Raw genomic sequence first — 25,692 nt, 5'->3', positions numbered from 1 at the left:
CCTGATAATACCTAAAGGTCAAATACCTTGTGCCGCCCTGAGAGCCTCGATCCTGCTACTGAGTTCCCCTATCTCTGCCTCAACCTCCGACATATCATCAGGAAGCCAGAAACTATGGTCGTAATACTGGTTCAGTATGTCACTATAGCGGTGCTCCAGGTTTTCCAGATCATGCGAAAGGACCTTGCCTTTGCTGACCGAACATATCTTGCTCTCGAGGTTCTTTATCCTCTTGTGAAGATTCCGGTTTATTCGTGTGGATACCTTGCTCATATCGACCTCCCTCTTTGAAAGTTCCAAGATGTCAATTACCTCGCTCAGTTCGAAGGGCACCTCAGGAAAAGCATTCGGTCCGGAGATATAGTAAGAGTAATCACTTTCATCCATGCCTTTAACCTCTTCCCAGGAAACAGCAACTATGAGATTTTCATGTTCAGCCTCTTCACAGATACTTCTTATAGAAGGTAAGGCCATGGGAACATCGCCCCTGATAAGTGACATCTCCTTTACCACCTGATCGATCTCATCCAGGGTCAAAGCACCTATGGCATCTATAATACCGTATATCTCCTCTTTTGTCACCATACTAATGACCTCTTCAGAACCTGTACCTGCGGCACACCAGCAGTTGTTTCATGATCTCAGATATATTGTGTTTCTCTATACGGATATCCGATGACGAGAATATCTGTTCGATGTCCAGTGGAACAACGGTTGTCATCTCCTTTGCAAGCTGCGGGTCACCTGCTATGAAGAGACGGTCGACACTTCCCTCCAGCTCATCGAACATGTCCTTGAGAGCCAGTTTCACCTTGTCGATATGATGTGCAATATCCTCATCCCTCAAACGTTCGAATCTCCTCTGGCTGAAACCACCCTTTCCATGTTTGGCCTTAACACTGCTCTTGATCACCTGGAATGAATCGAATTCCTCTGAATCAAGGGAATATCCCACAAAGGATTCACCGGCATGTGCTACAAGTACGCATAAGCTCATTTCCTCTTTCAACAGTCCAGTTAGAGTTCCAGTGTCAAATGTATCACCAGTATTCCAATTAGAGCCCTTCACCGGCAAAGGAGGGACTATCAGTTCGTTAACAAGATGGTCAGGAGAGTAGAACAATACATATCCTGTTGTTGAGACAACTTTCTCTGCCATTGCAAGGGTCTCCCCATCGATCAGCTCCATAAGGGCTTCACTGTCCTTTATGCCATCCAGTTGCTCCCCGGCAGCTACATGGACAGTGATAAGTGAACCTGACGTATGTTTGAAAGATGACAGTGAACGGAGGAACTCGGTTGTCCGCTCCCTGCTGAACTGGTCAACACGATTGAACGATAATTCGGATGGTGAATCAGTTCGCTGTTTCTCAAGCTCGTGTTCAAGGGTCAGGAGCCTGACCTCTGCAGCCTTCAGTTTTTCTTCGGCTTCCTGTCTGGCTGCAACTGCCTTTTTTTCAGACTCGGAACTCTTCTCATATCTTATGTTGGCAGTCCGTACATCCAGTTCAAGCTCGACGATATGTGAGCGCAGTTTATTGATCTCATGTTCCATCTCTTCCTTACCGGTATACCTGTTGAAGACAGAACTGATATTGCCAACGATCTTTTCCTTCTCTATCATTTAATAACAGAGATAGAGACTTACTGAATAAATAATCTGCCTATTTGTTCCTGCACAAGACGGGATAAAAAAATAGAACCAGAAAAAAGAATAAAAAAGGGAGATCAGGCATCCATCACAAGACGGAAGCCTGTCATAGAGTTGCCATCGCGTGGGTCCTGCTTTTTCCTGTATGCAGTGTAAAGTGCATTTTCCTTGCTTGAGTAACTTCCACCTCTGGCAACCCTCAGGGAGCCTTCACCTTTGTCAACTGCACTGCCATCCTCATGTGCACTGCTGTAGCTGTCGACCCAGCTGTCCTGTACAAGTTCCCATACATTGCCGTGAACATCATAGAGTCCCCATTGGTTCGGAAGTTTCTCGCCTACTTTATGGGTCCTCTCATATGAGTTCTCCTGATACCAGGCATGGTCTTTCAGGAACGGACCTTCATCCTCATCGATCTCGCCGAATGAATAGAGTGTATTTGTTCCGGCCGCTGCTGCATATTCCCACTCGGCCTCGGTTGGAAGCCTGTACTTTGTGATTCCTTCCATCTCATTGAGATTGTCGATGAATTCCTGAACGTCGTTCCATGAAACACTGTCAACAGGATAGTTGTCACCCTTGAACTCAGAAGGATTGCTGCCCATGACCTCTTCCCACTGTGCCTGTGTTACCTCATAGGTGCCGATGTAGAATGCATCAGCGATCCTTACCTCATGTACAGGCTGGGAGTATGCATACTGGGAGGTCCCCATATCAAAACTGCCAGCCTCTATGCGCTGGAACTCCATACCTATGGAGTTCGTATACTCATCACCATTTGCGGCAGAACTGCTGCCCCCATTATCACTACCATTATCATCAGAAGTACATCCTGTCGCTGATATAGCGAGCAAGAGCACCGCCAGAATCACTACTGCTTTTTTTATACCTATCCACATGAAAAGTCCTCTCTGCGAGATTTTTCAGGCATTATATTATTAATAGATATCCATTTGTGACTGAACGCACAGGACCATAAGATGATCCTGACGAAAAACACATTGATCAAATCTACGGTCAGTTCTCTTCAAAATACTCGAAAGCATCGATAATGTCCAGATAGACACCATCGAATCCCGCATCAATTATCATATCCAGGTACGCATCCTCATTCCCGTAGATGACAGCCTGCCACTCCTCGTCCCAATAACGTACCTTGTAGTTCCCTTCCCAGTCAGGATTCTCAGCCTCAAGCCACTCAGGCGACCCCATATGCCATGAGTCATCCCAGTAGAAACGATAGCTTTCAGACTCACCGATGCTCATGTAAGCGATCACCAACCGCGAAGCTCCATTGGATCTGATCTTCAATGAATCAATATCATCAGATGTCAGAGGCAGATCGTAAAAGAACAGATCGATAAGGATCACATCGTAATCAGTTTCCTGAAGGCTTTCCAGAAACTCTTCCTTACTGTCAAATACCTCAGGGTTGATGATGTACAGGAAATTATTAGCATCATCGAGAGAATCGACATCATCATCGTTGACATTGAATGGCTCTGCCGGATAGTCAGGAATAGTATCAAGGTCCCTGCTGTCAGCAGCAAATGAGATGTAACCCCGGTCTGTATTCTTTTGATATGAAGCATCTACGTAAAATCTGGTCCAGCAGTAATCCGTTACCAGCACTACTACACCGTTGTCCTTTGCAATATCCAGCAATGATACTATATATTCTGTATCTTCTTCATCTGTAGCCACGTTGTCGTCATCATATCCAAAGAAGAGGTCTTCCCTTCCAACCCCATCGATGGCTTCAATGTAATCCTGTTCCAATGGGTCATCAGGCTCGCCACCTGTGGTCAGTAGTTCCTGTCCGTTCTGCGGAATGATTATGAAGTCAGGGTCTTTTTGTTTTGAGTAGGTGCTGATGTCGATGACAAAATCACGCATTTGCTGGCGGTAGTCTGTTTCAGGAACAGATTTATCACTATTATCAGAGACATCGAAATCAGTGATTTCGGAAACATTATCGTTTTCAATATTATCAGGAGTATCCGCTTCGTTGTCCAGACAGCCAGGTGTCATGAGTATGAGTGTAATCAGGAGTGTGTGGAGAAAAGGACGAAAATTCATATTTAGTAGTTGTGTTGAAAGTTTGATAAAGTTTGTTAAAGCAATAATACAAAAGATAAAAGCCCCTATAACAAACCAAATGAATTGGAAAAGAACACTCCTAATTATTCTTAGTATCATTCTGACAATACATGGACTAAAGAATGAACCAATGAACCTGATATTTCCGATGTGGATATTCACATATCTGTTCAAAGAGAGATTAAGTGCCCTTCTCGAAAAATATCCATTGAAGATATCTTTTATCGGAGCAGGAGTTCTGTTCGGGCTTTTGACCGAAATTTTTGCAATTATAGATAACCTTCCAAAACCTGCTGAACAGAGGATACTTCTAAGCCCAGATCCGCTCAACGATATTATCTTTGGTTTTGTGTACTATCTTTTTGTGATCTCTGCATGGTACCTGGTCCTGAGGAGAATGAGATACACAAGCAAGGAAATTTTCCTGATAACAGGCATTTACGGCATATTCGTAGAAGAGACAGGACAGGTATTCCTGAGAATATTCACTGAACCTGTATTTGGATTCCTGTATGCGGTCATTGTCATGTTCGTTTACGGAATCTTCCCCATGCTGGCGCATATGCTCAATGAGGACAGGTTCTCCGGCGTGAGTTCAAATGTGATCAGGCGATATCCACTTGCCTTTGCCGCGCTGTTCGGCCAGTATCTGATCTATGGTCTGTTCATGCTTCCAATCCTGAAATTGTTATTCGGGCAGTGACCACTCTTCAGGGTCTTATTCAGAAAAGTGTTCGTAAAAAATAGAGAATAAGGTCATGAACCTTATTCATTCAAAATAGGACTGCGCAAGGCCTCAGTTTATCTCTACTGTATTCCTGTGAGCTGTCACAACATCATCCATATCCATGACGATGTTACCATCCGATATCGTGTATGGGATATTTTCCTTTGGATAGGCCACACATGCCCCCATGACCCCGTCACCTGTGGTTGCATCAAAGACCGTGGAACATGCATCACATACCAGAATATCATCCTCAAGTGTGAATCCTATAGAACCACATGGAGGACATACATTGGATCTGACGATTATCTCATCATCCAGCATATAAGCCATAATAGCGACCTCACCAACTTCCGTGTTCACTTTTGAATGGATATTGGTGTATAGCTCGACCGAGCTGACAGGTATGGACACCGTATCCCCGCTCACCTTCGATTTTATCCATGTTCCTTCCACAGGTTCAGAAGGACCTGCGGATGCAGGATCATCAGAGCCGATACATCCCAGTGCTGAAAGGGAAACTAGAATTGCCAATAAAGACACAAAGACCATTTTTCGATTCATATTATTACTCCCGATATTGCTTTTAAATTGATTTCTTTACGTAGCCGTCCTGTAATTCGATAATTCTATCAGAATGATCAGCAAGTTCCCTGTTATGGGTCACCATGATAACTGTCATCTCACCGGCCAGCGATCTCAGCAGGGACATGATCTTAGTACCAGTGACCGCATCCAGGGCACCTGTGGGTTCATCCGCGAGCAGGATCTGCGGCTGCATGACAACTGCCCTTGCAATAGCCACACGCTGCTGTTCCCCACCACTCAGTTCTGAGGGCCTGTGATGCATCCTGTGATGAAGACCCACCTTCTCCATTGCTTTTGCCACCGCACCATCATCCTTCTCACCGGCAAATACCAATGGCAGAGCAACATTCTCATAAGCCGTCAATGAAGGGATGAGGTGGAACTGCTGGAAAATGAAGCCTGCAGTCTTTCGTCTCATCTGGACAAGCTCTTTCTGAGAACGACCTGTGACCTCAGTGCCGTTTATACTGATACTTCCGCCTGTAGGACTGTCCAGCATTCCGATAAGGTTCATCAGAGTGGTCTTTCCTGAACCGGATTGGCCCATAATGGAGACGAATTCGCCTTTTTTGACTGACATGTTGATACCGTGTAAAACCTCTACCGCACCGGAACCTATACTATAGTTCTTCGTCACATCCGTTATCCGGATCATATCCTGATCATGAACCTGACCAAGGCCATTATTCTCTTCAGACACTTCTCAATACCTCCGCAGGATCGATACCCAGAGCCCGTTTTGCCGGGACAAGGGAAGCAAGCATTCCTGTAAGGATACAGATGCCTACAACAGGAAGCAAAATATTCCACATTGGGGACGGTGTTTGCGAGACCAGCATAGGGGCTGTAATGAATGAAGCCAGCGTACCAACAAAGAAACCAATGAAACCTCCGACAGCTCCGATAAGTGCACCTTCAAAGAAGAGCATGGAAAGTATCTGGATGTCACTGGCGCCGATAGCACGCATGATACCTATCTCTTTCATTTTCTCGTTAATAGAGGCAAGCATTGTGGAAGCAACGGTAAGGGTGCTTACAAGCAGGGTGATGATCGAGACTGCCATGGCCGAGGATTTAGTGTGATCCACTATCGCCATCTCGTTCTGGACTATCTGGCTCATGGCCCTTGCCTCGATACCCGGAAGAACGCCTTCTATCTGCCGACTCATCTCTTCCACCGGGCAGGCGTTACATAATGCCCTCACTTCCAGACTGCTGACCTTTCCTTCCTGTGAGAGAAGATACTGGGAAGTGGCAAGAGGAAGTATCACGTATCCGTCCTCGTTGTCGCCGGTGCTTTCTATCACACCTGCGACCCGGACATCAATTGAGATATTATCCCTGGAAAGTGTGATCATTGAACCTTCCGTCAGGCCCAGAGGTAAAGCAATATCCGAACCCAGCAATGCCTCAGGTTCTTCAGTATCCTCGTCTGGGAGCCAGTGTCCCCTGACCATCCACCAGGGCTTCAGATTTCGCTCCTGCTGTGGATCAATGCCCATTACAACGACAGAAGAGCCTTCAAGTTCTGCAATGCCGTAAAGCCGTGGTGCTACAACTGAAAGACTGGCATTGTCCCTGATCGTGTAGATCTTATGAATATCAGATTCCTCTATGTAGTTGTTCCCGGCATAGAGTGAGCCCATGGTGGAATATCCATCCACGAGTGGAATTGACTCGATAGCAGGTCTGACCACTACATTGGCACCGAACTTGTTGGTTGCCTCATGGAAACTTTCCTCTGCCACTGAGAATGTGGTAATGACAGCAACAATTGCAGCCGCAGCAACCACTACACCCAACACTGCCACCATTAATTTTGTTTTTCTTCTGAATAGATCCTTCAATACAAAAGAGTGTAAATGCATCTTATTTCCCCTGTCATGATTCGCTTTTTCTTCTCCGAATAGCCTGATCGCAACTATTATACAGTAAGTGTAAAGTCAATACTTTACAACAAGTGTAAACGTAGATTAACTTTACGGCTGATGTAAAGCACTTAAGGAAAATAGATCAGGAAAAGGACCAACAAGATATATATGGCTTTACAACAGTTGTAAAGCCATGGTGAAACTGGACAGAATAAACCTCTCAAATGAAGGATTGACCAAATTCTTCAGTCCCATTGAATCGCAGATAATGCAGGTTCTATGGGAAAATGAAGAGCTGACAACTTCCATGATCACAGAAAAGACCGATATCCCTTTATCCAGCGTTGCCGGAACCCTTGACAGGCTTGTGAAAGCAGGCTATGCGAACAGGGAACTGGACAGGAGCGAATCAAAGGTGAGATATATCTATTCTGCTTCCGATTCCATGGACAACACGGCAAACCATATCACACAAAAGGTGCTGGACAGTCTTGTGGATACCTTTGGCAAAGTGGCGATCGAGAATTTTCACACATACAATAAAAAGAAGTGACCTTTTAGGGCAGGTAGAATATGTTCAGCATCAGGGATGAGTTACAATGTTATGTCACCTGTATCAGTGATTCCGGCCTTCTGGCATTTATAGGAGTGACACTTCTGGCGGCCGTGATCATGTTCAGCCTGTACCTGAAAAGCACAGATACTAAAAAGAGACTCATCTCACTTGTTCTGGGACAACTGGCAGTCATCTCTGCCATTGCACTGGTCTTCCGTGCCATGCGGTGCAGCCAGATGCTAAGCCTTGAGGTATATACGGCTTATGTGATATTATCCACCGCGATCATCCTCATCCTGCCAGGAGTATATTATAAGGTACTTATCAAAAGATACAAAGCCAGGCCGATAACAGAGATCATGGACTGGCCGCAGGAATTTGTCGATGAGCTTGGCATAAGGGCAACAGTATATTACTATGATTCTGCAGTACCCGGAGCTTTCGCATCTGGAAAAGCCATATTCCTGTCCATAGGAATGCTGGAACTTACAGATACCCAGGAACTGAAAGCTATCCTTGCACATGAGGTATGGCATCTTCGCCACAATAACAGGACCCCGATACTAAGGCAACTGGCAGTCATGAGTTTCACAAGGAACCACTCCCAGGATGAACTGGAGATACTTGCTGACAGGTTTGCAGAAAAGACTGTTGGCAGAAGTGCTCTGGAGTCGGCAAGGGCGAAGTTGGTTTAGGTGAAGGGATCATCCTGCCTGAATTTGCTTAACATTGAATGAAATGCCCTGCAAGAAATTTAATAAGAATGATAGCTAATAATAATGCGAAATAAGATGTAACCACAGTTCTTAAACAGGAAATGAAGATAAAAAAGATAATACTCCACCTAAAAGAGAAGAACACATGGAAATCAACGACATATTCGATCTTGTAGAATCCCTTGGCCTTGACAGGAGCGTAGGGGAAGATGTAATGGAACTTTGCAGGAAGAATGACATAGTTTCTCTGGGGCTTTTTGGTTCTTTTTCAAGAGGAGAACAAACCGGGAACAGTGATATTGATCTTCTGGTAACATTCTCTAAAGGAAAGAGTCTTATCGATCACATTAGGATCGAGAACGAATTCGAGGATCTGCTGGGTACAAAAATTGACATGGTTACTGAAAAAGCATTGAGCCCATACATTTCACCCATGGTCAAAAATGAACTGAGGAGCATCTATTGTGAAGGATGATTCTGTTTTTCTTAATCACATCCTGGATGCTACTGAGCAAATAGAAGAATACACTTCTGGCATGAGCTTTGAAGATTTCCTGGATAAAAGGCTTGTTCAGGATGCTGTTGTCAGGCAACTGGAGATAATTGGTGAAGCCACAAAGAATCTATCTTCAAATACAACAGATAAATATCCCAGGATCCCGTGGAAAGAGATCGCGGGAATGAGAGATAAGCTGATACATGCCTATTTTGGTGTCGACCTGGAAGAAGTCTGGAATACTGCCAAAAAAGATATTCCTGAGCTTAATAGATTCGTAAATACAATTCTGTCAGAGTAACAGAATTCACCATCCTCTTTTAAATAATAAAGATCAACTAATCCACATAAGATCGAATAAGGACATAAATATGCCTCAAACTCCAAATGAACACCCGACACTCTGGATCAAGTCCACAAGATCAGACTCATTGAAAGGCAAGACCATCGTGCTTGCGGTCACAGGTAGTATCGCTGCTGTAAGAACAGTGGAGCTTGCCCGTGAGTTCATCCGCAGGGGAGCTGATGTATATGCAGTGATGAGCGAGAGTGCCGGATGGATCATCAACCCGATGGCCCTGCAATATGCAACCGGAAATGAAGTGATCACAGCGATAACCGGAAATGTAGAGCATGTGGAATTCTTTGGCAACCTCGGCAGGGCGGACCTTTTACTGATAGCACCTGCAACGGCCAACACCATCGGGAAGATCGCAGCAGGAATAGACGATACACCTGTGACGACCTTTGCGACCACAGCGATCGGGGCAGGCAAACCCGTGATGATAGTACCTGCGATGCATGAGGACATGTATGACCATCCAGCGGTCGGAGAGAACATAGAGAAGATGAAGAGTTGGGGCATCCGGTTCATCGGACCAAAGATAGAAGAAGGAATAGCCAAGATAGCCGGAAATGATGAGATAGTTCTCGAGGTTGAGCGGGAGATAGGGAAAAGGACACTTTGCGGAAAGAAGATACTCATTACAAGCGGATCCACAGCAGAGTCCATAGACCCCATACGCATCCTTACCAACAGGGCATCCGGAAAGACCGGAAATGAACTGGCACTTGAAGCCTACCGCAGAGGTGCTGATGTGACCATAGTCCACAGGAACAGACTTGGAGTTACAGGCATCAATGAGATATATGCTGAAACAGCTGATCAGATGACCGATGCAGTGCTCTATGAGCTCGGAGAGGGACATGATGTCCTTATAAGTGCTGCTGCAATTGCAGATTATACACTTGACGCCAGTGAACAGAAGATCAAGTCCGATGAAGGGCTTGAGCTTAAATTCAGACCCACACGCAAGCTCATAAAAGAAGCAAAAGAAGCACATCCCCGGACAAAGATAGTCGGATTCAAGGCAGAGGCCGGAGTTGATACTGAAGAACTGCTCAAACGAGCAAGGAAGACACTTGAGACTTCCGGACTTGATATGATAGTTGCCAATGAGGTCAGCAAAGGCGGAATTGGAACAGATAACAATAATGTTACTATATTATACTCCGGCAAGAAAGAGGACCTTAACATCGAAGGTCCCAAAAGTCTTATTGCAAGTGTCCTTATGGATGAGATCACATCACTGCTGACCGCGAAGGACGATGAATAGATGTCAGAGAAGGGTATACTGACAGCCAGGGCTTTTGCACCGGCTCATATTACAGGCTTTTTTCAGATACACGACCATGTGGAACCCATGAAGAAAGGCTCGACCGGTTGTGGAGTGGTACTGGACAGAGGGGTCCACACCACTGTAACGGTCTCAGATGACATCGAAAGGACAGAGATATACCTTAACGGGGAGCAGGTCCCGGGAGACACCAGCCGGGCAGTTGTTGGATCAATGACAGATCTTCCGGTAAAGGTCGAAAGCATATCGGACATCCCAATTGGATGTGGTTTCGGAGCCTCCGGAGCCGGAGCCCTTGGTACAGCCTATGCGCTGAACCATGCATTATCACTTAATTATACTGCAAACCAGCTCAATGACATTGCGCATGTGGCAGAGGTTAGCAATGGCAGCGGACTTGGAGACGTCACCGGACAGGTGCATGGAGGGATCACTGTCAGAAAGACACCCGGAGCACCATCCATAGCTTCAGTGGATCAGGTCCCTTCAAAAGATAATGACGTGTACTGTGTGGTCCTTGGAGAACTGTCTACAAGATCAGTGCTCAATGATCCTGAAATGGTAAGATCCATCAATAATGCCGGAAAGGAAGCAATGAGAAAGCTCATGGAAAAGCCTTCTGTTAATAACTTCATGTTTTACTCAAGAGAGTTCACCATACGTAGCATGCTTGCCAGCGAAAAGGTAATGGAAGCTATAGAAACTTCCAGGAATATCGGTGTCATAGCATCACAGGCAATGCTCGGGAATGCGGTGTTCTCCATACCACCTGTTGACAGGAGAACTGAACTTAATGATATATTCTCAGAATTTGGAACTGTCCTCCATTTCAAAATAAGGAACGAAAGCACCAGGATCGGGTGAGTGAAAACATATTTAACAGTTCCATTTATAATGGAATGGAAGATCATAATCGATTAAGGAGAGGTTAAAAGATGGTCGTTGAAGGAGAATGGGAACCAGAACCCCAGAAGAAGATACCTGAGATTCCAATAGGTATCCCGCCAATACTTGGCAAAATTGCTCGCATAATACCAATTATTTTTGTTATCCTGATAGTATTCTCAGTAATGTTCGGCTCGATATTCGTCTCTGTCGGGGCTGGAGAGGTTGGTGTGAAATTCAACCAGTTCGGCGGTGTCGAAGAGGATGAACTTGGAGAAGGATTACACATCGTTCCTCCATGGGTCAGCGTTACAAAATACTCTGTCAGAAGTGAAACATACACCATGAGCGGAATAACAGGTGAAGGTCAGGTAGTAGGGGATGACCAGATCAAAGCCCTTACTGTAGAAGGACTCACACTGGGACTTGACATCACTGTCAGATACAGACTGATACCCGATGAGGTCAGCACTGTACATCAGAATCTGGGAACCAACTATGCAGAAAAGATAATACGCCCTACGATAAGATCATCCATACGTGAGGTCGTATCCACTAAAACCGCATTGCAGGTATATGGTGAAGAGAGGCAGCTGGTAGCAGGAGAGATGCTTACAAACATTGACCAGGCACTTGGAAGCGATGGCATCATTGTAGAGGAAGTACTGGTAAGGAACGTTGTATTGCCAACAAGAGTTGCTGAAGCCATCGAAGCAAAGCTCCAGGCTGACCAGGAAGCACAGAGGATGATCTTCGTAAAAGAGAAAGAGCAACTTGAGGCCGAAAGAAAGATCATAGAAGCCAACGGTGTTGCAAATGCTACCATCGCAGAAGCTTACGGTGAGGCTGAAGCACTCAGGATAATAAACGAACAACTGGCAAAGAACCCTGACCTGATAAACTACAAGTACATACAGATGCTGCAGGGACAGGATATCCAGACAATGCTGGTACCTACCGACCAGGGAATAATACTTGATGCCAGCAAATGACCTGAATTGACAAAAAACAAGAAGAGACACGATCCGAATGACAGATATCCCGAAGGACCATCCCAGATACGAATCCCTCATCACAAGGGAAAAGATAGTAGAAGGAGTGAACATAGGCATCACCAGCAAGCAGGGACTTGTTGCCCAGGGGCGTGGTGAGGCCTTTGATTACCTGATAGGGGAAAGGACCACCGAATCAGCAGCCATTGCTGAAAGGGCAGCGGTTGCTCATATACTCCTTGCAAGGAACCCCATAATATCCGTGAACGGGAACACTGCGGCACTTGTGCCTGACCTTATGGTATCTCTTGCCGACGTCACTGGTGCAAGGCTGGAGGTGAACCTGTTCCACAGAAGTGATGCAAGGATCCATAAGATAACAGAACATCTAAGGTCACAGGGTGCAGGTGTCGTCCTTGGAGGAAAGGGAGAGAAGAGACTTGACCTTTCACACGACAGGGCCATTGTTGATGAAGATGGCATCTTCAGTGCGGATGTTGTCCTGGTACCTCTTGAGGATGGCGACCGATGCCAGAAGCTTGTGGAAATGGGAAAGACGGTCATTACGATAGACCTTAACCCGCTTTCCAGGACATCACTCAGTGCTACAGTATCTATAATAGACAATGTGACAAGGGCACTTAGCAATATGGTGCAGTTCACAAAGGATATGAAAGGGAAGAGCAAGGACTCACTTCTTGATGTCATAGATGCTTATGACAATGACAGGGTCATATCAGATTCCCTGTACTCCATGCAGGAGAATCTTAAGAACAAAGCTGAAGAGCGAGGTATCAAATGGATCTGATAGAGAGCACACGGCAGTTCGTTGCAGGGATACTTGAAGGCGAACCGAGCACCCATGACATGTCACATATCAACCGCGTTGAGAACACCTGTATGAAAATACAGGAAACCGAAGGTGGTGACCTAAAAGTACTTCGTCTTGCAGCATTATTGCACGATGTCGGGATCGTTCGGGAACATGAGGAAGGCGGCAACCACGCAGAATACAGTGCTGAGATCGCACGTGAGTTCCTGGGCAAAAGTGGGGCAGAGGCTGAGCTTATAGACCATGTTGCATCATGTATACTCACACATCGTTTCAGTCGTGGAATGAAGGCGGAGACCATCGAGGCCCGGATACTTCAGGACGCGGACAGGATAGATGCACTCGGAGCTGTCGGTATTTTCCGCTCACTTGTCTCAATGGGAGCCTTAAGGGCACTGAAGCAGACCATCGGAACTGTGAAGGAGACATCCATGAATGCTTACACAGAGGACCCCTTCGACGGTTTCTATGACTATATGGAGAGGAAACCTTTCAGAATACCTGAAAGACTGAATACGGAGACCGCAAGGGTGATCGCAGAGCAGAGACTCGAGATAATGCGTATGTATCTGGAAGAACTGAAGCAGGAAACTGTCTGATCACTACATTACTATTACTGAACATAATCATTATAGGACAATTGGAGAGAGATAATGGCTGATATCATAATAAAGAATGCCTATATCCTCACAATGGACCCGGAAGCAGGTGACATAGAGAACGGGGTCGTTGTAATAGAGGATGGAAAAATAAAGGAAATAGGAACCTCCACAGAACACACCGCTGAGAAGATCATCGATGCTAAAGGTTCCGTCCTTATGCCAGGACTTGTCAATACCCACTGCCATGCCGGAATGACCATATTCAGGGGCTATGCGGATGATATGCAGTTGCAGGACTGGCTGGAGAACCACATATGGCCGGCAGAGGCAAAGCTCACGGACGAGGACATCTATGCAGGTACAAGGCTTGCATGCCTTGAGATGATACGCTCGGGAACCATTGCATTTGCAGACATGTACATCCATGAGGACAGGGTGGCCCAGGCTGTTGACGAGGCAGGCATACGTGCTGCGCTTTCCTACGGAATGATAGACTTCGGAGATAAGGATAAGGCAGACAGGGAACTTGAAGTGGGCACTGCATTTGTCAAAGAATGGAACGGGAAGGCAGATGGCAGGATCATTACCATGTACGGTCCCCATGCACCTAACACATGTTCCAGGGAATTCCTGATAAGAGTGAAGGAACAGGCTGTCAAGGATGATGTTAAACTGCACATCCATGTACTGGAGACCGAAGCAGAACTCAATTATATGAAAGAGAACTTCGGCATGTGTTCCATACATTTCCTCAAAGGCATCGATTTCTGGGGAACGGACGTACTTGCAGCACACTGTGTCTGGTTGTCCGACGGTGACATAAAGATACTGGCCGAGTACGGTGTAAACATATCCCACAATCCGATAAGCAACATGAAACTGGCATCCGGCATATGCCCTGTAGCCAAGCTCATTGATGCAGGAGCGAACGTATGCCTCGGAACCGACGGATGCGCCTCCAACAACAACCTGGACATGTTCGAGGAAATGAGAACTGCAGCACTTCTGCAGAAGGTCAGTGTCATGGACCCTACCGTACTCCCTGCACGCAAGGTGCTTGAGATGGCAACCACAAACGGTGCAAAGGCACTTGGCATCAACAGCGGAATGCTGAAGGAAGGATACAATGCCGACATGATCATAGTCGATATGAACAGGGCACATCTCACACCAGTATATGACGTTGCATCACATCTGGTATACGCTGCAAGCGGAAAGGATGTGACCACTACCATTGTGAACGGAAAGGTTCTCATGGAAGATGGAAAGGTCCTCTCAATGGATGAGCAGGAAGTAATAGATGCAGCGATCAGGATATCAAAAGACCTTATATCCAAGGTAGACAATTGAGACACTGATCACTAGATTACACTATAATCACTATATTGAATTCAATTTTAGCACAACTGGAGATCTCAAATGAGCGATGAAATGATAGAATCCGGAAACATGAAGATCGACTGGGTTCTTAACCATATGCCTGTTCTCAATATCATAAGGGAACAGTTCGAGAAAGAAAAACCACTTGCAGGCCACAAAGTAGGAATGGCACTGCATGTCGAGGCAAAGACCGCAGCACTTGTGGAGACACTCGCTATTGGCGGAGCAGAGGTAGCTATTGCAGGATGTAATCCGTTAAGTACACAGGATGATGTATCCCTTGCACTTCACCAGAAGGATAACATCCAGTGTTTTGCAAAATATGACTGCTGTACCGAGGAGTACTATGAGGCAATAGACAAAGTTCTTGACACAAAACCTGACATCACCATCGATGACGGTGCGGACCTTATCTTCAAGCTTCATACAGAACGTACGGATATGCTGCCCGAGATCCTTGGCGGCTGCGAGGAAACCACAACAGGTATCCACAGGCTCAAGGCAATGGAACGTGATGGTGCCCTGAAGATGCCGGTCATCGCAGTAAATGATGCAATGACAAAGTTCCTTTTCGACAACCGCTACGGCACAGGTCAGTCAGCATGGGATGGAATTATGAGAACCACCAACCTCCTTGTAGCAGGTAAGAACGTTGTTATCGGCGGATACGGCTGGTGCGGTAAAGGAGCTGCAATGCGTGCAAGTGGACTTGGTGCAAACGTAATTGTCACAGAGATAGACCCTATAAGGGCACTTGAAGCACGTATGGACGGTAACACTGTCATGCCTATGAAAGAAGCTGCAAAGATAGGAGACATATTCCTCACCACCACAGGTAACAGGGATATCCTGAAGAGAGAGGACTTCGAGGTAATAAAGGACGGAGCCATACTCGCAAATGCAGGCCATTTCAACGTTGAGATCAACCTCGAGGACCTCGTTACAATGGCAAGCTCTGTGAAGACCGTCAGGAACAACATCAAGGAATACACGCTCAAGGACAAACGTGTCTATGTACTTGCAGACGGAAGGCTCGTGAACCTTGCAGCAGGTGACGGACACCCTGCAGAGGTAATGGATATGAGCTTTGCTAACCAGGCACTATGTGTCAAATACATAGCAGAGAACAAGCTGCCTGATGGAGTACATGGCGTGCCTCATGAACTTGATGTAGGCGTTGCAGAGATGAAGCTCAGGTCAATGGGCATCAGCATTGATAAGCTCTCAGAGGAACAGACAGCCTACATGAGTGGCTGGGAATGCGGGACATAAGTCCCCATCTTTTTTTTAGCGACGTGTCCGGTTGCTACACCATTGCTACACTACTGAAATATCGCTTATAGGACATGTTCGGACATCTGCAGAGGGGAGTATCTGCATCTACTTTGTAAAAAGCGAAAATAATATGATATAAACATTCTGCTTTTGGTATGCTAAAAGAAGATATTATAAAAAACCTATAAGTAGAAGTAGTTCATTGTAAATTATAAGAGACCTTACATATCGGGGAAGTACGCAAAGTTTATATCCCATAAGTGCTTTTATCCCCCGCTACACCGAAGTCGATGAACGTGAAGCAGCCTCAGCAAACCCACCCAACAAATTGGGCTCGTAGCTCAGTCAGGCAGAGCGTCTGGCTTTTAACCAGACGGCCTAGGGTTCAAATCCCTACGAGCCCGCCACACTTTGCACAGGAGTGTTCACGTTCACATTTTTGAGGGAGGAGTAATAATAGTGAGAAAATATAGCCTGCTCGACCATCAGTCAATCCCGAAACATGAGATCATGCCGGAAGACGAACTTAGATCTGTTTTAAAGCAATATGCAATTGAGAAGGAACAACTACCAAAGATAAAGGTTGTTGACCCTGTTATTCAGGAAATTGGGGCACAGGTCGGGGAAGTTGTTAAGATCACCCGCATCAGTCAGACTGCTGGCGAATCATTTTATTATCGACTCGTGATCGCATAAGATCACCGATCATTAGTACAGAGACCATTTGCCATGTCTTTTTTTGCAATGTACCGCAACACACCATTTTACAATTACAAGTTACCATAATACAAATCACACAAAGAAGGTGCTATCATAGCGTTAACTAAAGGACAGATCCCACGTTCGTTCTTCACGAAAGATAAGATCGTACAGCATCACATCGATTCCTATAACAAGTTTCTGGAGATAGGTCTGCAGAAGATCATCGATGAACAGAAGATCATCGAGACCGACCTCGAGGACACCTACATCAAACTGGGTGCTATCCGTGTAGAGAACCCGGTGGTAAAAGAAGCGGATGGAGCTATTGAGAATCTTTATCCGAACGAAGCAAGGCTCAGGAACCTCTCATACTCAGCACCACTCTACCTTCAGATGAGCGTCGTTGAGAATGATGAGGAAAAGGAGCCACAGGAAGCAAAGATCGGACAGCTTCCGGTGATGATCAAATCCGATATATGTAACCTCACCGATATAGTTGAGGAAGAGATGATCACATTCGGAGAAGACCCTCTTGACCCGGGAGGATACTTCATCATCAACGGAACCGAGCGTGTGGTCATGACACTGGAAGACCTCGCTCCTAACAAGATACTCACTGAATTTGGCGAGAGATACGGAGACACCATCGAAGTGTCAAAGGTGTTCTCACAGAGGAGAGGATACAGGGCACTCGTGGTCGTAGAGAGAGGAAGGAAATCACTTCTGGAAGTATCATTCCCATCCATATCAGGACGTATCAATTTCATCACACTTATGAGAGCACTCGGTGTGGAGACTGATGAAGAGCTCGTAAAGGCTGTATCCACAGACCCTGAGATCATGAAGTTCATGTTCGAGAACCTTGAAGAAGCAGAGGTCGACAACATAGAGGATGCAATGGAGAAGATCGGTTCAAGGGTCGCTTCCGGACAGGCAAGGGACTACCAGATCAAACGTGCCAATTACGTCATTGACAGATACCTTTTACCACACCTTGGAAATGAACCGACCGACAGGCCGGCAAAGGCAAGTTTCCTTGGAAGAATGGCGGAATCATGTTTCGAACTTGCACTTGGAAGGCGTAACCCGGATGATAAGGACCATTACTCCAACAAGAGACTCAAGCTCACAGGTGACCTTATGGAAGACCTGTTCAGGGTCGCATTCAACAGACTCTCAAGAGATATCAAATACCAGCTCGAGAGAGCGAACATGAGGAACCGTGAGCTCAATGTGGTCACACTTGTAAGGGCAGACGTACTCACAGACAGATTGCAGCACCCACTTGCAACAGGTAACTGGGTAGGCGGCAGAACCGGTGTATCACAATTGCTTGACAGGACAGACTACATATCAACACTTTCACACCTCTGGCGTGTAATTTCCCCACTTTCAAGGGCACAGCCACACTTCGAAGCTCGTGACCTTCACCCAACACAATGGGGAAGACTTTGTCCATCAGAGACCCCTGAAGGTCCGAATTGTGGTCTTGTGAAGAACTTTGCGCAGATGGTGGAGCTTTCAACCGGTACGGACGATGATAAGAAACTCAAGAACGTCCTCTATGACCTTGGTGTCGAGAAGACCGTCCTTACTTCATCATTGAAAGCACTTCCTGAATATGACGAAGAACTTGATGACTACCTTGAAGAGCTGGAAGCTAAGCCAGAAGTAGCAGAAGAAGCAAAGCCGGAACCGATCGGGTATACGAACTATTCAGAATCATTAGATGATATGGGAGGACTTCTCGATGAATGAAGCTAAGGTTTTCCTTAACGGAGAACTCATAGGAACCCACACTGACCCTGTTGAACTTGTAGAGAACATCAGGGAACAGCGCAGATCAGGAATGATCTCCGAACAGATCAACGTCACATATTATGAGGACATTCACGAAGTACTCATCAACACTGACATGGGTCGTGCAAGAAGACCACTCATTATCGTAAAGAATGGCGTTGCGCTCATGACAGAGGAAGAGGAAGCCCTGCTTGCAGAAGGGAAGATGTCCTACGATGAGCTGACAAAGGCCGGAAAGGTCGAATACCTTGACTCCGAGGAAGAGGAAAATGCATTTATCGCTCTTTACGGAGAGGACATCACAGACAAGCACACCCACATGGAGATCAACCCGGGACTTATGCTTGGTATCTGTACAGGAATGGTACCTTACCCGGAACACAATGCATCCCCACGTAACACAATGGGTGCGGCCATGGTCAAGCAGTGTATCGGTGTATCTACATCCAACACCAAGCTAAGACCTGACACCCGTGCACACCTTTTACACTACCCACAGAAGGCAATGGTCAGGACACAGACCTGTGAATCAATCCATTTCGATGACAGGCCTGCCGGACAGAACTTCGTTGTAGCTGTCATGTCCTACGAAGGACACAATATTGAAGATGCACTGGTCTTCAACAAAGGTTCCATCGAAAGAGGACTTGGAAGAAGCCACTTCATCAGGACATTCGAGGGTGAGGAAAGACGTTACCCCGGTGGACAGGAAGACAAGTTCGAGATCCCTGACTCCGAGTTCAGAGGAGCACGTAGCCCGGAGGCATACGCAAACCTCGACATCGACGGTCTTGTGAACCCTGAGACAAGGGTCGGTCCGAATGACGTACTTATCGGAAAGACAAGTCCGCCACGTTTCCTTGAGGAACAGTCCGACTTCGGTATCACCGTTGAGCAGCGCAGAGAGAGTGCTATCACAATGCGTTCCAACGAGAAAGGAGTCGTCGACACGGTCATCCTTACAGAATCAATTAACGGAACACGTCTTGCAAAGGTAAAGATAAGAGACCAGAGAATTCCTGAGATCGGTGATAAGTTCGCATCAAGACACGGTCAGAAGGGAGTTATCGGACTTATCGTTCCTTTCGCAGACATGCCATTCACCGAGAAGGGAATGGTACCTGATCTTGTGATCAACCCACACGCTATCCCTTCACGTATGACTGTCGGTCACGTGCTTGAGATGATCGGTGGTAAGGTAGGTTCCATGGAAGGAAGAAGGATCAATGCTACCGCGTTCTCAGGAGAGAAAGAGGACGACCTCCGTGCAGCTCTCAGGACACACGGATTCGCACACACAGGAAAAGAGGTATTCTTCGATGGTGTTACAGGAAAGAAGATCCAGGCAGATGTGTTCGTAGGAGTTATTCTTTACCAGAAACTGCACCACATGGTAGCATCAAAGATGCACGCAAGGTCCCGCGGACCTGTACAGGTGCTTACAAGACAGCCTACAGAAGGTCGTGCACGTGAAGGAGGTCTGCGTTTCGGAGAAATGGAGCGTGATGTGCTTATCGGCCACGGTGCCGCAATGACGTTGAAGGAAAGACTACTCGATGAATCTGACAAGGTAGTAGAACTTGTCTGCGGACACTGTGGAATGGTAGCGACCTTCGACAGGAAGAGGAATGTCAGGTACTGCTCCAACTGTGGTGCTGAGACAGATATCCATCCTGTAGAGATGAGTTACGCATTCAAACTGCTGCTCGACGAGATCAAATCCCTTGGTGTAGCTCCAAGGATGCAACTTGAGGATGCAGTATAAGGAGTGATCAAGGATGCACAATGATATTCCATCAATTCCAAAAAGGGTCGGAGCGATCAAATTCGGTCTTATCTCACCACGTGAAGTGAGGAAGATGAGCGTGACAGCGATCATTACCGCTGACACCTATGACGACGACGGCTATCCTATCGACATGGGTCTCATGGACCTGCGTCTCGGAGTGATCGACCCCGGTCTTAAGTGTAAGACCTGTGGCAGCCGTGCAGGAGAATGTCCGGGACACTTCGGACACATAGACCTTGTGGCTCCGGTCATACACGTCGGATTCAACAAGACAATACGCAAGACACTGCGTTCTGTATGCCGCAACTGTAGCAGGCTTCTCCTCGATGCAAGTAAGAAAGATGAATTCCTTGACCAGTTGAACACATCAAAGGAAATGGGACACCTTCCTGACAATATCATCAATGAGGTATTCAAGGAAGCCCGCAAGTCCAAATCATGCCCATACTGTTCTACCGAACAGCTTGAGATCAAGTTCGAAAAACCAAGCGACTATGTGGAGGACGGACACAAGCTCACACCAACAGAGATACGTGACCGCTTCGAGAACATCCCTGATGAGGATGTAAAGGTTCTTGGTATGGACCCTGAAAGCGCAAGGCCTGAATGGATGATCCTTACAGTACTTCCGGTACCGCCGGTAACTGTCAGACCTTCGATCACACTCGAATCCGGACAGCGCAGTGAGGACGACCTTACACACAAGCTTGTAGATATTATCAGGATCAACCAGAGATTCCAGGAGAACAGGGATGCTGGTGCTCCACAGCTTATCATCGAAGACCTGTGGGAACTACTCCAGTACCACGTCACGACATTCTTCGACAACGAAGTATCAGGTGTACCACCTGCAAGGCACAGATCAGGAAGACCTCTGAAGACACTTACCCAGCGTCTGAAGGGTAAAGAAGGACGTTTCAGAGGAAGTCTGTCAGGTAAGCGTGTCAATTTCTCAGCACGTACCGTAGTATCCCCTGATCCAAACCTCAGTATCAATGAGGTGGGCGTACCTATGGCCATCGCCATGCACATGACGATCCCTGAGAAAGTTACCAGCAGGAACATAGAACTTCTCCGCATGTACGTACAGCGCGGTAATCAGGTCCACCCTGGTGCCAACTACGCGATACGGGATGATGGAAGACGTATCAGGGTATCAGAGACAAACAAGGAAGAACTTGCCGAGAAGATAGAGGTCGGATGGACTGTCGAGAGACAGCTCATGGACGGCGACATCGTACTCTTTAACAGGCAGCCTTCCCTTCACAAGATGAGTATCATGGCCCACAGGGTCAAGGTACTTCCAAACAAGACATTCAGACTCAACCCTGCAGTATGTGCACCGTACAACGCGGACTTTGACGGTGACGAAATGAACATGCACGTTCTTCAGACCGAAGAGTCAAGGGCCGAGGCCAGCATTCTCATGCAGGTTCAGGAGAACATTCTCTCACCACGTTTCGGCGGACCGATCATCGGTGGTATACACGACCACATCTCAGGTCTTTTCCTTCTTACAAGGAACGAGAACGCGATCACAAAGAACGCAGCTCTTGAACTGCTCAGGAAATCCGACATAAGGGACCTTCCTGAACCGGCAAGTTACTCCGAGAACGGAGAACCACTCTGGAACGGTAAGCAGATCTTCAGCCAGATCCTTCCAAAAGGACTCTATCTGGAGTTCCCTGCACAGGCCTGCTTCAAGTGTGAGACCTGTAAGAAGAAGGATTGTGAATACAATGCCTATGTCGTCATAGAAGATGGAGAGATGCTCCAGGGTACTATTGACGAACAGTCCATTGGTGCATTCAAGGGCAAGATCCTCGATAAAGTGGTCAAGGAATACAGCTCAGAAGCCGGTGCCAAGTTCGTAGATGACTTCACCAGACTTGCTATCCGTGGTGTGATGAAGACAGGTCTTAGTTTCGGTATAAGTGATGAGGATATTCCACCTACTGCGAAGATACAGATAGGAAATCTCCTGAATGAAGCTGAAGAGAGGGTTTCAAAACTCATTGAAGCCTATGAGGCAAAGGAACTCGAACCATTGCCAGGACGTACACTTCAGGAAACCATTGAAATGAAGATCATGCAGGAACTCGGTAAGGCTCGTGACCAGACCGGTAACATTGCAGGTCAGCAGCTAGGTCTTGAGAACTCTGCTGTGTTGATGGCAAAGTCCGGTGCAAGAGGTTCAATGCTTAACCTTACCCAGATGGCTGCCTGTGTAGGACAGCAGGCGGTTCGTGGTGAAAGGATAAGAAGAGGTTATGCAGGAAGGACACTCCCACACTTCGACAAGGGTGACCTTGGTGCAGATGCTCACGGTTTCGTGAAAGCGAGCTACAAGAGCGGACTGAACCCGACCGAATACTTCTTCCACGCAATTGGTGGTCGTGAAGGTCTTGTAGATACTGCGGTCCGTACTTCCCAGTCAGGTTACCTGCAGAGAAGACTTGTTAACGCACTTCAGGATCTTGAGGTCCAGTATGACGGTTCTGTACGTGAGACACGTGGAGTCATTGTCCAGTTCAAGTATGGAGAGGACGGGATCGATTCCACCAAGAGTGACTATAGTAAACCTGAGGCTATTCACCGTATCGTCAGGAGAGTCACCGGGAAGGAGGTGAACTAAAATGACAATCAGTGAAGCTACTATTGATGCAATGATCGCTGGGCTCGACCTGCCGAAGAACATCATGAAAACCTTGAAGGAAGATGTGATGAAGGTAGGGGTCTCAAAGAAAGAGCTTGAGGATATCATCGAGCAGGTGATGGCCAGTTACGAATATGCATGTGTGGAACCCTGTGAGGCAGTGGGTGTCGTTTCGGCACAATCCATTGGTGAACCGGGTACCCAGATGACCATGCGTACCTTCCACTACGCTGGTGTCGCTGAAATTAACGTTACACTCGGTCTGCCACGTCTCATCGAGATCGTGGATGCAAGGAAGACCCCAAGCACACCAATGATGACCATCGCACTGGAAGAAGAATACGCGAATGACAGGGATAAGGCACGTCACCTTGCATGGGAGATAGAGGCAACTCACATCGAGCACCTTGCGGACATCACGACCGATCTTGCTAACATGCAACTGATCATCGACCTTCACGAGAAGACACTGAACCACAGGTCACTTACACCTGATGAGATCGCAGACAAGCTCCGCGAGGAACTTGATGTGATGGTCAATGTATCGGAAAGTGTTGCGAACCAGGTCATTATGACCCCTAACGCTCCATCTTACCGTGAACTTCTCCAGCTTGCAAAGAACATACACTCCATTACGCTGAAAGGTATCGAAGGTATCAAGAGGGTAGTTATCAGGAAAGATGGTGACGAATACACCCTTTATACTGAAGGTTCCCAGCTCAAGGAAGTACTTCAGATAGAAGGCGTGGATGCCAGAAGGACCACCACCAACAACATTGGTGAGATCTACGAGGTCTTTGGTATCGAAGCTGCAAGGAACTCCATTATCACAGAAGCTACAAACACACTTTCAGAGCAGGGTCTTACTGTGGATATCAGACACATCATGCTGGTATCTGATATCATGTGCTGTGATGGTGAAGTAAAGCAGATCGGAAGGCATGGTATCTCTGGTGAGAAGGCCAGTGTTTTCGCACGTGCAGCTTTCGAGGTTACTGTGAATCACCTGCTTGATGCAGGTATGCGCGGGGACCGCGATGAACTGAACGGTGTAACAGAGAACATTATCGTGGGCCAGCCTATCAAGCTTGGAACAGGAGACGTGCATCTAATTACGAAATAATCGGTTCATTATATAGAAGTATATAAAGAACAACCAGAAAGTAAATATACGGAATCACTTATTAATACAAATCTCAAACTGACGTTATAAATGAGTTGATATAAATGGACATTAACATTGACAAAGCCCTGATCAAAGTGATCAGGACCGGAAAGGTGATCATTGGATCTAACAGGACCATCGATGCTGCCATGAACGACGACGCAAAAATGGTAGTACTCGCTGCAAACTGTCCTGCAGATGTAAGAGCAAAGATCGAAAGCACAAACGTACCGATACTCAACTACCCGGGCACAGGAACAGAACTCGGACCTGCATGCGGAAAACCATACATCATCGCTGCAATGGCTATCATTGACAGTGGAGAATCCGACATTCTGGCCGCCGCTTAAAGGAGTTGCGATATTTGGGCGAGATCAAGCTATCCACTGAAGGTATCCGATTTATCGCATTATTTGAAAAACTTACAGGGGCAACTGTCAAAGACTGTATTGTCGACGATGACAGGTTAATATATGTGATCAAGGCAGGCGATATGGGTGCTGCCATTGGGAAGAAAGGAGACCACATCAACCGGATGAAGAAAACGGTGGATAAGCAGATAGATCTTGTCGAATACTCGGACGAACCTGTTGCATTCATAAAGAACGCATTCGGTCCGGTATCTGTCAGGTCGGTGAACATTACAAGCAGGAACAATAAGCGATTGGCTTATGTAGAAGTATCCAATAAGGACAAAGGTCTTGCCATAGGACGTAATGGAAAAAACATTGAAAAGGTCAAACTTGTTGCAAAGAGGCATCACGATATAGATGATGTCATCCTGCAATGATTCATCGAATAATATCATACTCATCATAGACATAATTGGAGGACATAAATATGCCAAATGGAAAATATGCAGCTCACACTATTCAGCGCATGCGAAAGGACGCAAGATGGAAGGACTCTCGCTATAACAGGCGTGCACTTGGTCTTGACGTAAAGGCGGATCCACTCAGTGGTGCACCTCAGGGAAGAGGCATTGTGCTTGAGAAGGTGGGCGTAGAGGCTAAACAGCCAAACTCAGCAATCAGGAAATGTGTAAGAATACAGTTGATCAAGAACGGTCGTCAGGTATCAGCATTCTGTCCAGGTGACGGTGCTATCAACTTCATCGATGAACACGATGAAGTTACCGTAGAAAGGATCGGTGGCCGTATGGGTGGTGCAATGGGTGATATCCCAGGTGTACGTTTCAAGGTCACTGCTGTGAACAATGTATCCTTAAGAGAGATGGTCATTGGCCGTAAAGAGAAACCAAGGAGATAATCA

27 protein-coding genes and 1 tRNA gene are annotated in these 25,692 nt (G+C 46.6%); 21 read left to right on the top strand and 7 right to left on the bottom strand.

Annotation, left to right across the window (positions count from 1 at the left end; translation table 11 throughout):
• Positions 1–18: 18 nt before the first annotated feature.
• The 4 genes from V7O63_RS06360 to V7O63_RS06345 all read right to left on the bottom strand — a co-directional run bounded on the left by V7O63_RS06360 (position 19) and on the right by V7O63_RS06345 (position 3,730).
• On the bottom strand, positions 19–585 hold the full coding sequence (locus tag V7O63_RS06360) for a hypothetical protein (RefSeq protein ID WP_340820666.1): 567 nt from the start codon (positions 583–585) through the stop codon (positions 19–21).
• Positions 586–598: 13 nt separating this feature from the next.
• Positions 599–1,624, bottom strand: a complete 1,026-nt coding sequence (locus V7O63_RS06355; protein ID WP_340820665.1) for a Vms1/Ankzf1 family peptidyl-tRNA hydrolase — start codon at positions 1,622–1,624, stop codon at positions 599–601.
• A 104-nt stretch (positions 1,625–1,728) separates the two neighbouring features.
• Entirely contained in the window at positions 1,729–2,550 is an 822-nt protein-coding gene (locus tag V7O63_RS06350; RefSeq protein WP_340820664.1) for a formylglycine-generating enzyme family protein, read from the bottom strand.
• Between the two features lie 118 nt (positions 2,551–2,668).
• On the bottom strand, positions 2,669–3,730 hold the full coding sequence (locus V7O63_RS06345) for an endo alpha-1,4 polygalactosaminidase (RefSeq protein ID WP_340820663.1): 1,062 nt from the start codon (positions 3,728–3,730) through the stop codon (positions 2,669–2,671).
• Positions 3,731–3,881: 151 nt separating this feature from the next.
• Between V7O63_RS06345 and V7O63_RS06340 the strand changes: the two genes are divergently transcribed.
• The gene (locus tag V7O63_RS06340; RefSeq protein WP_340820662.1) at positions 3,882–4,454 is read left to right on the top strand and encodes a hypothetical protein; all 573 of its coding nucleotides are present in this window, start codon (positions 3,882–3,884) and stop codon (positions 4,452–4,454) included.
• Positions 4,455–4,547: 93 nt separating this feature from the next.
• On the opposite strand, the gene V7O63_RS06335 is transcribed toward V7O63_RS06340, so the two are convergent.
• From V7O63_RS06335 to V7O63_RS06325, 3 genes are read right to left on the bottom strand one after another with little or no spacing between them, the layout of a single operon-like run.
• Entirely contained in the window at positions 4,548–5,012 is a 465-nt protein-coding gene (locus V7O63_RS06335) for a Fe-S-containing protein (protein ID WP_340820661.1), read from the bottom strand.
• Positions 5,013–5,064: 52 nt separating this feature from the next.
• Positions 5,065–5,766, bottom strand: a complete 702-nt coding sequence (locus V7O63_RS06330) for an ABC transporter ATP-binding protein (RefSeq protein ID WP_340820660.1) — start codon at positions 5,764–5,766, stop codon at positions 5,065–5,067.
• Entirely contained in the window at positions 5,759–6,868 is a 1,110-nt protein-coding gene (locus V7O63_RS06325) for an FtsX-like permease family protein (RefSeq protein WP_340820659.1), read from the bottom strand. The genes V7O63_RS06330 and V7O63_RS06325 overlap by 8 nt, the downstream gene beginning before the upstream one ends.
• 262 nt (positions 6,869–7,130) lie before the next feature.
• Between V7O63_RS06325 and V7O63_RS06320 the strand changes: the two genes are divergently transcribed.
• The 20 genes from V7O63_RS06320 (at position 7,131) to V7O63_RS06225 (ending at position 25,689) form a co-directional block, all read left to right on the top strand.
• Positions 7,131–7,490 carry a BlaI/MecI/CopY family transcriptional regulator gene (locus tag V7O63_RS06320; protein ID WP_340820658.1) on the top strand — a complete coding sequence of 120 codons (360 nt, stop codon included), beginning with the start codon at positions 7,131–7,133 and terminating at the stop codon, positions 7,488–7,490.
• A 20-nt stretch (positions 7,491–7,510) separates the two neighbouring features.
• Complete coding sequence (locus tag V7O63_RS06315; RefSeq protein ID WP_340820657.1) at positions 7,511–8,188, top strand: M48 family metalloprotease; 678 nt, start codon at positions 7,511–7,513, stop codon at positions 8,186–8,188.
• A 166-nt stretch (positions 8,189–8,354) separates the two neighbouring features.
• Positions 8,355–8,684 (top strand): nucleotidyltransferase family protein, encoded by a 330-nt coding sequence (locus V7O63_RS06310; protein ID WP_340820656.1) that lies wholly within the window; start codon positions 8,355–8,357, stop codon positions 8,682–8,684.
• A complete protein-coding gene (locus V7O63_RS06305) occupies positions 8,674–9,006 on the top strand; it encodes a DUF86 domain-containing protein (protein WP_340820655.1) in 333 nt (110 codons plus the stop codon). Before V7O63_RS06310 ends, V7O63_RS06305 begins: the two co-directional genes overlap by 11 nt.
• A gap of 70 nt (positions 9,007–9,076) precedes the next feature.
• Positions 9,077–10,321: a bifunctional phosphopantothenoylcysteine decarboxylase/phosphopantothenate--cysteine ligase CoaBC gene (coaBC, locus tag V7O63_RS06300; protein WP_340820654.1), complete on the top strand. Its 1,245-nt coding sequence runs from the start codon at positions 9,077–9,079 to the stop codon at positions 10,319–10,321.
• Positions 10,322–11,206 (top strand): pantoate kinase, encoded by an 885-nt coding sequence (locus V7O63_RS06295; RefSeq protein WP_340820653.1) that lies wholly within the window; start codon positions 10,322–10,324, stop codon positions 11,204–11,206. It begins immediately after the preceding gene.
• Between the two features lie 71 nt (positions 11,207–11,277).
• Positions 11,278–12,219: a prohibitin family protein gene (locus V7O63_RS06290; protein ID WP_340820652.1), complete on the top strand. Its 942-nt coding sequence runs from the start codon at positions 11,278–11,280 to the stop codon at positions 12,217–12,219.
• Between the two features lie 37 nt (positions 12,220–12,256).
• Positions 12,257–13,027 (top strand): 4-phosphopantoate--beta-alanine ligase, encoded by a 771-nt coding sequence (locus tag V7O63_RS06285; protein WP_340820651.1) that lies wholly within the window; start codon positions 12,257–12,259, stop codon positions 13,025–13,027.
• On the top strand, positions 13,018–13,650 hold the full coding sequence (locus V7O63_RS06280) for an HD domain-containing protein (RefSeq protein WP_340820650.1): 633 nt from the start codon (positions 13,018–13,020) through the stop codon (positions 13,648–13,650). The genes V7O63_RS06285 and V7O63_RS06280 overlap by 10 nt, the downstream gene beginning before the upstream one ends.
• A 54-nt stretch (positions 13,651–13,704) precedes the next feature.
• The gene (locus tag V7O63_RS06275; protein WP_340820649.1) at positions 13,705–15,003 is read left to right on the top strand and encodes an amidohydrolase family protein; all 1,299 of its coding nucleotides are present in this window, start codon (positions 13,705–13,707) and stop codon (positions 15,001–15,003) included.
• A 69-nt stretch (positions 15,004–15,072) separates the two neighbouring features.
• Positions 15,073–16,305: an adenosylhomocysteinase gene (locus V7O63_RS06270; RefSeq protein ID WP_340820648.1), complete on the top strand. Its 1,233-nt coding sequence runs from the start codon at positions 15,073–15,075 to the stop codon at positions 16,303–16,305.
• 333 nt (positions 16,306–16,638) lie between these two features.
• Positions 16,639–16,715 (top strand) — tRNA-Lys (locus V7O63_RS06265).
• Positions 16,716–16,767: 52 nt separating this feature from the next.
• Positions 16,768–17,004 (top strand): DNA-directed RNA polymerase subunit H, encoded by a 237-nt coding sequence (locus V7O63_RS06260; RefSeq protein ID WP_340820647.1) that lies wholly within the window; start codon positions 16,768–16,770, stop codon positions 17,002–17,004.
• Positions 17,005–17,142: 138 nt separating this feature from the next.
• Positions 17,143–18,768, top strand: a complete 1,626-nt coding sequence (locus V7O63_RS06255) for a DNA-directed RNA polymerase subunit B'' (RefSeq protein ID WP_340820810.1) — start codon at positions 17,143–17,145, stop codon at positions 18,766–18,768.
• Entirely contained in the window at positions 18,761–20,575 is a 1,815-nt protein-coding gene (gene rpoB / locus V7O63_RS06250) for a DNA-directed RNA polymerase subunit B (RefSeq protein ID WP_340820646.1), read from the top strand. Before V7O63_RS06255 ends, rpoB begins: the two co-directional genes overlap by 8 nt.
• 13 nt (positions 20,576–20,588) lie before the next feature.
• On the top strand, positions 20,589–23,234 hold the full coding sequence (locus V7O63_RS06245; RefSeq protein ID WP_340820645.1) for a DNA-directed RNA polymerase subunit A': 2,646 nt from the start codon (positions 20,589–20,591) through the stop codon (positions 23,232–23,234).
• Position 23,235: 1 nt separating this feature from the next.
• Positions 23,236–24,378, top strand: a complete 1,143-nt coding sequence (gene rpoA2 / locus V7O63_RS06240; protein ID WP_340820644.1) for a DNA-directed RNA polymerase subunit A'' — start codon at positions 23,236–23,238, stop codon at positions 24,376–24,378.
• A 104-nt stretch (positions 24,379–24,482) separates the two neighbouring features.
• A complete protein-coding gene (locus tag V7O63_RS06235) occupies positions 24,483–24,770 on the top strand; it encodes a 50S ribosomal protein L30e (RefSeq protein ID WP_340820643.1) in 288 nt (95 codons plus the stop codon).
• A gap of 14 nt (positions 24,771–24,784) precedes the next feature.
• Positions 24,785–25,210, top strand: coding sequence for a NusA-like transcription termination signal-binding factor (locus V7O63_RS06230; protein ID WP_340820642.1), 426 nt, complete (start codon positions 24,785–24,787; stop codon positions 25,208–25,210).
• 50 nt (positions 25,211–25,260) lie between these two features.
• Positions 25,261–25,689 (top strand): 30S ribosomal protein S12, encoded by a 429-nt coding sequence (locus V7O63_RS06225; protein ID WP_340820641.1) that lies wholly within the window; start codon positions 25,261–25,263, stop codon positions 25,687–25,689.
• The last annotated feature ends 3 nt before the right edge of the window (positions 25,690–25,692 follow it).

The sequence above is a fragment of the Methanolobus sp. WCC4 genome, assembly GCF_038022665.1.
In the GTDB taxonomy this organism is placed as follows: domain Archaea; phylum Halobacteriota; class Methanosarcinia; order Methanosarcinales; family Methanosarcinaceae; genus Methanolobus.
This window is presented reverse-complemented; position numbering and strand designations above follow the sequence as displayed.